Annotated in this window: 7 protein-coding genes; 1 reads left to right on the top strand and 6 read right to left on the bottom strand. The window is 66.6% G+C overall.

The genetic code is table 11. From position 1 onward, the window contains the following. Positions 1-315: 315 nt before the first annotated feature. Positions 316-1,653, top strand: coding sequence for a sigma 54-interacting transcriptional regulator (locus tag NR101_RS18920; RefSeq protein ID WP_256777528.1), 1,338 nt, complete (start codon positions 316-318; stop codon positions 1,651-1,653). Between the two features lie 181 nt (positions 1,654-1,834). Here the strand turns inward: NR101_RS18920 and NR101_RS18915 are convergent, their stop codons facing one another. From NR101_RS18915 to NR101_RS18890, 6 genes are all read right to left on the bottom strand, one after another. After that, positions 1,835-3,139, bottom strand: a complete 1,305-nt coding sequence (locus NR101_RS18915; protein ID WP_256777527.1) for a hypothetical protein — start codon at positions 3,137-3,139, stop codon at positions 1,835-1,837. A 48-nt stretch (positions 3,140-3,187) separates the two neighbouring features. After that, a complete protein-coding gene (locus NR101_RS18910) occupies positions 3,188-3,946 on the bottom strand; it encodes a hypothetical protein (RefSeq protein WP_256777526.1) in 759 nt (252 codons plus the stop codon). A gap of 8 nt (positions 3,947-3,954) precedes the next feature. Further along, on the bottom strand, positions 3,955-4,653 hold the full coding sequence (locus NR101_RS18905; RefSeq protein ID WP_256777525.1) for a C39 family peptidase: 699 nt from the start codon (positions 4,651-4,653) through the stop codon (positions 3,955-3,957). A 139-nt stretch (positions 4,654-4,792) separates the two neighbouring features. Further along, positions 4,793-6,259 carry an adhesin gene (locus NR101_RS18900; protein WP_256777524.1) on the bottom strand — a complete coding sequence of 489 codons (1,467 nt, stop codon included), beginning with the start codon at positions 6,257-6,259 and terminating at the stop codon, positions 4,793-4,795. 44 nt (positions 6,260-6,303) lie between these two features. Next, complete coding sequence (locus NR101_RS18895; protein ID WP_256777523.1) at positions 6,304-6,942, bottom strand: hypothetical protein; 639 nt, start codon at positions 6,940-6,942, stop codon at positions 6,304-6,306. Then, entirely contained in the window at positions 6,939-7,469 is a 531-nt protein-coding gene (locus tag NR101_RS18890) for a hypothetical protein (protein ID WP_256777522.1), read from the bottom strand. Before NR101_RS18890 ends, NR101_RS18895 begins: the two co-directional genes overlap by 4 nt. Positions 7,470-7,948: the final 479 nt, after the last annotated feature.

Genomic DNA, 7,948 nt, shown 5'->3' with positions numbered 1-7,948 from the left:
GGAGGGGGCGGCCGCAGGCCGACGCCGGGGGACATTCGCCGGAAAGGGCATGGGGGCCCAGCGCCCGACCCACCGACGGCCGTACCTGGAAAAGATCACAACGCGCCACACCGCAACCCCACAACCGCCTCTGCAGTTGCCCTGGCCGCTTCCGCCCCCAACCGGCGTTGTCCCTCATGTTGTTCAAGCAATTGCCAGTACACCCAGTGCCTGCCGGCGTTCCGGCCGGCCGCGGACCCGGACGTGGGGCGGCACGTCCACGGCCCCCAGACCTGCAGTGAATTCCGCCTGTGATCCTTTTCAGCAAGGTGACGCATGGCGGCAGTCCCTGATCTCCCGTCCCGGTGTGTGATCTGGTTTGGGCAACCGCAACCGGCCGAGCGCGCAGCGCTTGCGGCCGCAGGCTGGCAGGTCCGCGGCGTGGCCACCGACGACTGCGTGGCCATCGGCATGCGCGGCAACGATCAGGTCGTTGGCCTGCTGGACCTGCGCGGCGCGCTGCCGGCCAACCTGGCCCGGCTTGAGACGCTGCTCGAGGAGCACCGCCACATGACCCTGCTGGCCATCCTGCCCGCCGGCGCAGCGGCCGCCCCCCCCGCCCTGCAGCCCCTGCTGGCCGCCTGCACCGAAACGTGGACCGCGCCGATCGAACTTGGCCGCATCGTCCAACGCCTGCAACAGCTGTCCGGCCAGGCCGCACACCCCGTCGCGCACGGCCCCCAACATCTCATTGGCGAGAGCGCCGTCCTGCAGGTCACCCGCGCTGCGATCCGCAAGTTCGCCCCGGTCGACCTGCCCGTGCTGATCACCGGCGAAACCGGCACTGGCAAGGAGCTGGCTGCGCAGGCACTGCACGCGCTCTCGCCGCGTCATGACCGGCCTTTCCTGGCAGTGAACTGCGGTGCGATCCCGGCCGCGCTGGTCCAGTCCGAACTGTTCGGCCACGAGCGCGGCGCCTTCACCGGCGCAGCGGGCCGGCGCCTGGGCCTGTTCGAGACCGCCAACGGCGGCACCGTGTTTCTCGATGAGATCGGCGATCTGCCGCTGGATGCACAGACCAACCTGCTGCGCGTGCTGCAGGAAGGCACCGTCGAGCGCGTCGGCAGCAACCGGCCCCTGGCCGTGGACGTACGGGTCCTGGCCGCCACCCACGTCGACCTCGAGCAGGCCGTCGAGCATGGGCAGTTCCGCCGCGACCTGTTCTACCGCTTGAATGTCCTGCGCCTGCCGCTGCCGCCATTGCGTGATCGCAGCAGCGACATCCTGCTGCTGGCGCACCACTTCCTGGCGACCTTCCGCGATCGCCACGTCACCCGCGCCCGCGGCTTCAGTGCGGAGGCACGACGTGCGCTGGAGCGCTTCAGTTGGCCGGGCAACGTGCGCGAACTGCTCAACCGCGTACAACGCGCAGCGATCGTCACCGACGCTGAGCTGATCGGCGTGGCCGATCTGGAACTGGTACCGGCGCAGCCGCACGTACCGCAGAAGCTGCTGCACGACGCACGCCAACTCGCCGAACGCGAAACCCTGCTGCGCGCCCTGCGCCAGAGCGATTTCAACATCACCGCCTGCGCACGGCACATGCAGGTCTCACGCGTCACCGTCTACCGCCTCTGCCGCAAACATCAGCTGGCCCTGCCCGAGCTGCGCTGAACCGAAAAACCATCCAGTTCCTTCCGCAGTTCCATCCGAGGAGGAGGCCCCTTTGTTGAAGAGGGCGCGCGAATGCGCGGGGTCAGGTGCAGTGCATAGGCCTCCGGCAAAGCACGTCGCGCGCCGAAGGCGCAGCGGTCCAGGCGGAACGCACACCCGTACATGCCGTGCGTCGATGCGCTCACAGCATGTACGGCACCTTGAAGGCCAGGGTGAAGTCCGGCGCGTCCGGGGTGAGGCCGATCCCGAGCATGCTGACCAGGGTGGTGTTGCGGTTGAGCGCGTAGGTAATGCCCAGATTGAGCGTGCCGGCGTTGGCGTCGCTGCCAATCACCTTCAGCCATTGACCGTTGCGGTAGCGGGTGGAAGCGCGGCTGCTCAACTTGTCGCTGAAGGAAATGCTCAGGCTGGTGCGTTCATTGAACGCGAACGCCACCCCCGCACCGAAGTAATACGACCCACCCAGCTTCACCTCCCCGGGATTGACCGTGTCCGGATTCGCGTCCAGGTCGTCGAAGCTGCGCGGGAAGGAATGGATGTAGCCGACGTTGGCGAACAGGATCGCCGGATCAGCCGTCTTCACTGCCGACAGGCCGATGTTCGCCTGCCATACCCCATTGCCGGTGGGCTGTTGTTCGGGCACGGCGAAGCGGATGAAGTCGTCGTCGTCGCGTTCGAGTACCTTCCAGTCCACGCCATACGGCGCGCGCCCCGTCGGCGCGGTGGCACCGGCCGTCAGCACGGTTTCCGGCCAGCGGCCATGCTCGGCAAACAGCCGGTAGTTGGCACTCAGCCCGACATCGCCAATGCCGTTACCGGTGGTTTCCTCCTGCGCGATCGCCGCCGCCGAGCCCCCGGCACCGCCTTTCTGAAACACGGTCTTGCGCGCCAGGTAGGGCACGTCCAGGTTCAAGGTCAGCCGCGGGCTGACACCCCAGCGCGCGGCCAGGTTGTAGGTCAGCGTGTCCGACTCGACGTTTTCGATGGCGATGTTGCCCAGGAAAATCGCATCCAGGGCCAGGAAACCGTTGAGGGTGACCTGCTTGCGGTCATAACGTGAGTAGGTGAGGCTGTTTTCGATGGTGAAGCGACGGCTGAACAACGCCGCCTGCTGCTGTTTGACGTCATCCACGCTGCGTCGCGAGGCCTGCTTGGCCTGCTGCGCTTCGGCTGCACTGCTGGCATAGCCGTCGGCGCTGGGCGCGGCAGCCGGGGTGTCGGCTGGCAAAGGGGGCGGCCCTGCGTTGGCGCCCGCGATCGGCGCGGTCTTGCCAGACAGTCGCGCCTGCATCGCCTGCACCTGCATGTCCAGCTCGCGCAGGCGACGCACTTCCTGCGCGTAGTTGGCCTTGAGCGTTTCCAGCTGGGTGATCAGTGCCTTGACGTCGGCTTCGTCGGCCGGTGCGGGCTGCGCGTGTGCGCCGGCGGCCGCCATCAGTGCCAGCGCCGCCAGCGCCAACGGGGTTGCGTGTATCGAGGTGTGCATGTGCCTTGGCCCACGGTTGTGTTTTCACTCCCCCTGCCCGGCCCTGGATTACTGGCCGGGCCCCATGCCGACACCGCGCACCAGCGTCATCGCCTGGGCCACGTTCTGGCCGAGCGGGACGTTGCTGGCCAGCGACTGCCGGACAAGATCGATCTGCATGCGGTTGCTCACCGCCTGGCCATCGCTGCCGATGGCAATGCTCTGGCCGACGCTGCCGTTGCGGATCCACTGCTGCACCGCGCCGACGCCCTCGATCTGCACCTGCACCTTGGCGGTGTTGCCGTCCAGCTGCGCCACCGCGCTGACCCCGCCCTGCTGCACGCTGGCCAGGGTCGGCCCCGCGCTGCCTTCGGCCGGTGCGCTGCCATCGCGTACGTTGAGGTGGGTGGTGTTGCTGGCCACATTGCCGTCACCGGCGACCTGGATGCTCTGGGTCAGGCCCGCCACGTTCTGCAGGCCGCTCGCATCGATGCTGCGACCGGGCGTCACCGGCAGCGGCGCATCGGCGGCGGTCACCGTCACCGACGGACTGAAGCTGACTTTCGGCGTAGCACCGTGGCTGAAATCCATGCCCAGCGTGAGTGCGCTGCGCGCGGCCTGCCCGCCGCTGTTCCACTGGGTGATCATGGTCACCCCGAACCAGGCCACGCTGTTGCCGTTGACCGTATAGCGCCCACGCATCAGGCTCAGCTCGGGATCGGGTATCTCATTCAGGCCCTTGCCGGGCCGACCTTCTTCGGCGTGAAGCGGCGCTGCCCCCAGCAGGGTCAGCAGCAGCACGCGCTGCGTCCACAGTGCAATGTTCATGGTGCCTCCTAGAACAAGTCGGCGTGGGTGAAACCGAAATCGACCAGTTCCGCGTCGGTGATCGGCCCCTGCCGGGCGTACAGCGAACGCGCGCTGGGCCGTTCGCCGGGGAGCAGCAACACCGTGTTGCGATCAAAGTCACTACCGATCACGACAAACACGGCGCGCGACGGCCACGCCTGTAGAAATTCGCTGACGGGAATGCTGCGGTTGCCCAGGATCGGGTCGGCGACATCGACCACATCGTCGCGAACCTGCTTGAGGACCACGAAGTGGCGGAAGCCACGCACATCCATCAACACCAGCCCGGGCACGCGCAGTGAGCGCAGGCGCTCCTCGTTGACGCGGTAGCCGCGTCCGCGCATGCCCATCGATTCGACATACCGTTTGATGTCCAGCAGCGAGAACCCACGCTGGTGGACCAGTTGCGGGTCCGAGACCCCCATCATCCCTTCGATCACCGTGCCTTCGTCGGCGTCCAGGTGGTAGGCGTAACGCAGGATGGTGGCCAGCGCCGCCGCGCCACAGCTGTAATCGGTGTGTTGCCGCACCACGTTGCGGAAGCGCCGTTCCTGCATGCTTTCCACGCGCTGGGTGAGCACCGCCCCGTTGGGCAGCACCCCACTGAAGCCGACGTCACCGGCACGTGCAGTGCCGAACGGCAGCATCAGCCACAGCAACGATCCGCACAGCGCCTGCTTCAACATCGACGTCACTCCGGAAAAAGGAAGGAGCCCCTGCCCCAAAGGGGGAGGATGGGACAGGGACTCCCGGGGAGCCCGGCTACTGGCGGGTAGCCGGGTTTGTTGCGCTCAACGCGTACTGCTTGCGAAAACGGACATCACGTTACTCGCCGGTGCCGCCACCGCCGCCGGTGGACGGTTGCGCAACGGCCAGGGCCAGGCTGTTGGCCTGCAGGTTGCCGGTACCGGCCGCCACGTTCACCCCGATATTCCCGGAGGCGCCGGAGAAGGCACTGCCGGACAACGCCGCGGTGTTGGTCGCATCCACGTTCACCCAACGGGTGGTGGAGACGGTGCCGCTCAGGCTGGCATACAGATCGGCCACGCCCAGTTCGACGAACCGGCTGGTGCCACTTTCATCGGTATCGAAGGCGATACCGCCCACGCCTTCCCGGTTCGGGTTGGCCGTTGCGTTCTGGATCTCGTTGTCCATGTCGAGGTGGCCGGTCGCGTTGCCACCCGGGTGCGGCAGTTCACCGCTCCAGGAATCCAGGTAGTAGTTGTCCTTCTGGTAGGCGCTGCCACTGCCGCTGTAGGTGCCGGCGCCCACGGCCAGGGTGCCACCGGCGACGCGGCCACGCAGGCTGACGTTGATGGTGTCGGTCATGGAGCGCAGGTAGCCGGCGTTGGCCACGCTGTTGCCGGTGGAGACCTGGTTGGAGCTGATGCTCGAGGTCGCATAGGCGCTGGTCGCCACCGAGGCGGCGAGCGCGTTCTTCTGCTCGTTGTTGTTGCCCGAGGCGACGTTGGCACCGATGTTGCCCGACGCGTTGCTGAAGGCATTGCCGCCCAGGCCTGCGGCGTTGGTCACGCCGGAGTTGAGGGTGGTGTTGCCGGCGCCGTACTGGTTGACGAACACTTCGGCGTCGGCCATGCCGAAGCTGAAGGAGGCATCGGCCGCGGACAGCGACGCGGCGTTGTCCTGGGCGTTGTTGTCGCCAGCGGCGACGTTGAAGCCGAGGTTGCCCGAGGCATCGGAGCCGACGTCATCGGCGATCGAGGCACTATTGGTGACCAGGCTGTTGGAGGCCGCGTTGTCGGTGATCGACTGGCGGTTGTCGATGATGGCGATGGCGGCCGAGTCGAGGTCGATCGAGCCGGTGATTTCCGGATCCCCCGAGAAGTTCACGTCCGAACTCAGGCGCATGTCTTTTTCAAGGTTGACGTCGACGCCGTGGTTGTTCTTTTCCTGGCGCTCGTCGGCCTGGATGTTGCTGGTCTTGTTGACGTTCTCGTTGACGGTGACGTCGCGGGTACGGGTCACGCTGCTGTTGGTGGTGCTGTTGTTGGTGGTATCGGTGTTGCTGGTGGTGTTGTTGTTGCGGGTGTTGTTCCAGGTACGGTTCCAGGTACGCGAATCGTTGTCGTTGCGCGTATTGGTTTCGATGTTGGTGTCGATGTTGGTATCAACATCGGTATCGACGTTGGTGTTGAGGTTGGTGCGCGTTTCCACCACGTTGTGCAGGTGGTTGATGAACGCGCTCTGGTTCTGGTTGTCCTGCGCGGCGACGGACGCGGACGCGGCTGCGATCGCGATGGCCAATACGGTACGGTGCATGTTGGTGTTCATGGTGCCCTCTCTCTCATCACAGACAATCGGGTGGATGTGACTACTCACGGGGTGGACTGCACCGAGATGCTCAGTTGGTTTGCGGTGGCGTTGCCGGATCCCGCGATCTGATTGAGTTGCAGGACGCCGTCGAAGCCCTGCAGCGCGGTGCCTTCCACCGCGACGCTGCGGGTTCCGGCCGGCCGACCGCGATTGACGGCCCCCTGCCCCCCTGCTGACGCAAGCGCCCCCGACGCGGCCAAGGCCGCATCGTTCGACTCGCGTATGCCCTGTTGCGCCAGCGTGGCGGTGACGACGTTGCGCGTCGCGTTGCCGGTCCCGCTGGCCTGGTTGATCATGGCGACGCCACTGGCGCCGTTGAGTGCCTGTCCACCGATGCTGGCGCTGGCGTGCAGGGGACCGTCGCCGATCACCTGGTTGTCGGCCTGCTGCTGGCGCGCGTTGACGGCGATATGGGCGTTGCGGCCGTTGGCGATGCCCAGCAGGTTGGCCTGCTGGTTGAGGTCGCCGGCGACCATGTTGACGGTGATGGCACCCTCGGCGCCGGACAACGCGCGGCCGTCGATGCGGCTGGTGTTGAGGTAGGACAGCATGGCGGCGTAGTCATCGGCCTGCTGCGCGCAGAGCGGCAGCGGCGCGGCGATGACGGCGGCGATGAGCAGGATGCGCGGCAGGCGGTTCATTTGCCTGGCCCGCCTACCGGCTGGCCCAACGGGAACTGCGCCAGTGCGCCGCGCACCTGGTCGCCGATGCCGCGGGTGGCGCCGGTGACGGCGCCCATGGGCCCACCGATGGTGGTGCTGAGCTGGCCGCCGGACAGCATGCCGCTGTCGGTGACTTTGCCCAGTGTCGCGTTGACGGTATGTCCGGTGACGCGTTCGATGGTGGTCGGCGCATGGGTAACGCCGGCGCCGGTGTTGGAGCCCAGGGCGGCATAGTCGTCGTCGCTGAGTTCATCCATGCCGCTGGACGTGCCGAGGGCCTGGGCGACTTCGCGCTTGGGCGAGGGATCGGCGATCAAGGCCATCCCGGGCGGCGCAGGCCGGTAGGCCGACCGGGTGGAGACATCGCGCAGCAGGACGATTTCACCGGGCTGCGCCTTGACACCCTGGCGTGCGCCGGAGGCGTGCGCCGCGCAGGGCAACGCGAGCGCGGCGGCAAGCAGCCAGCCACCTGCGGGGATGATGCGGTATGCAACAACGCTGTCCATGGCGACCTCCTCGAAACGTACCGAGGGGTAACGCAGCATTCGTGCCAACGTCCAACGCCCGTCATTGCGGGCCTTTTCGGCAGCTCAGGGTGTAACGCGGCAACAGGGTTGTTACAGATCCGTTGGAAATAACATCTGCTGAACCAGCACATCACGCGCTGCACAGGCCCGCCGCTGCTCGCTTTCTTTCAGGTGTATCACCCGTGTTACACCTGCTGTTACACCCTTTACAGCGCGTGGTCAGGATCAGTGAAGACAGTGCGGCGAGGGTTATTCGCCCTTACTGGTCGGGTGGCCAGGTGCTACAGCAAAAGCCGATCAAGTATTCGGCTTCCATCCGGGCATCACGGCGTGCCTGGGATGTCTTCTCCGTTCGGGCCTGCCGCGAGCGCCAGGGCCCCGTAGCGGCCGGTAGGCCCCTGGCGCAAATGTCCCCCGGCCTGGCGGCCTCCTCCTTTATTTTGCCCAAGAGCCTACCG

The organism is Stenotrophomonas sp. Ste86 (assembly GCF_024519465.1).
GTDB lineage: Bacteria > Pseudomonadota > Gammaproteobacteria > Xanthomonadales > Xanthomonadaceae > Stenotrophomonas.
This window is presented reverse-complemented; position numbering and strand designations above follow the sequence as displayed.

Bases quoted from the DNA above. Each gene is read 5' to 3' on its own strand.
- NR101_RS18900 (WP_256777524.1), bottom strand. From the start codon at position 6,259: ATGAACACCAACATGCACCGTACCGTATTGGCCATCGCGATCGCAGCC.
- NR101_RS18915 (WP_256777527.1), bottom strand. From the start codon at position 3,139: ATGCACACCTCGATACACGCAACCCCGTTGGCGCTGGCGGCGCTGGCA.
- NR101_RS18920 (WP_256777528.1), top strand. From the start codon at position 316: ATGGCGGCAGTCCCTGATCTCCCGTCCCGGTGTGTGATCTGGTTTGGG.
- NR101_RS18895 (WP_256777523.1), bottom strand. From the start codon at position 6,942: ATGAACCGCCTGCCGCGCATCCTGCTCATCGCCGCCGTCATCGCCGCG.
- NR101_RS18910 (WP_256777526.1), bottom strand. From the start codon at position 3,946: ATGAACATTGCACTGTGGACGCAGCGCGTGCTGCTGCTGACCCTGCTG.
- NR101_RS18905 (WP_256777525.1), bottom strand. From the start codon at position 4,653: ATGTTGAAGCAGGCGCTGTGCGGATCGTTGCTGTGGCTGATGCTGCCG.
- NR101_RS18890 (WP_256777522.1), bottom strand. From the start codon at position 7,469: ATGGACAGCGTTGTTGCATACCGCATCATCCCCGCAGGTGGCTGGCTG.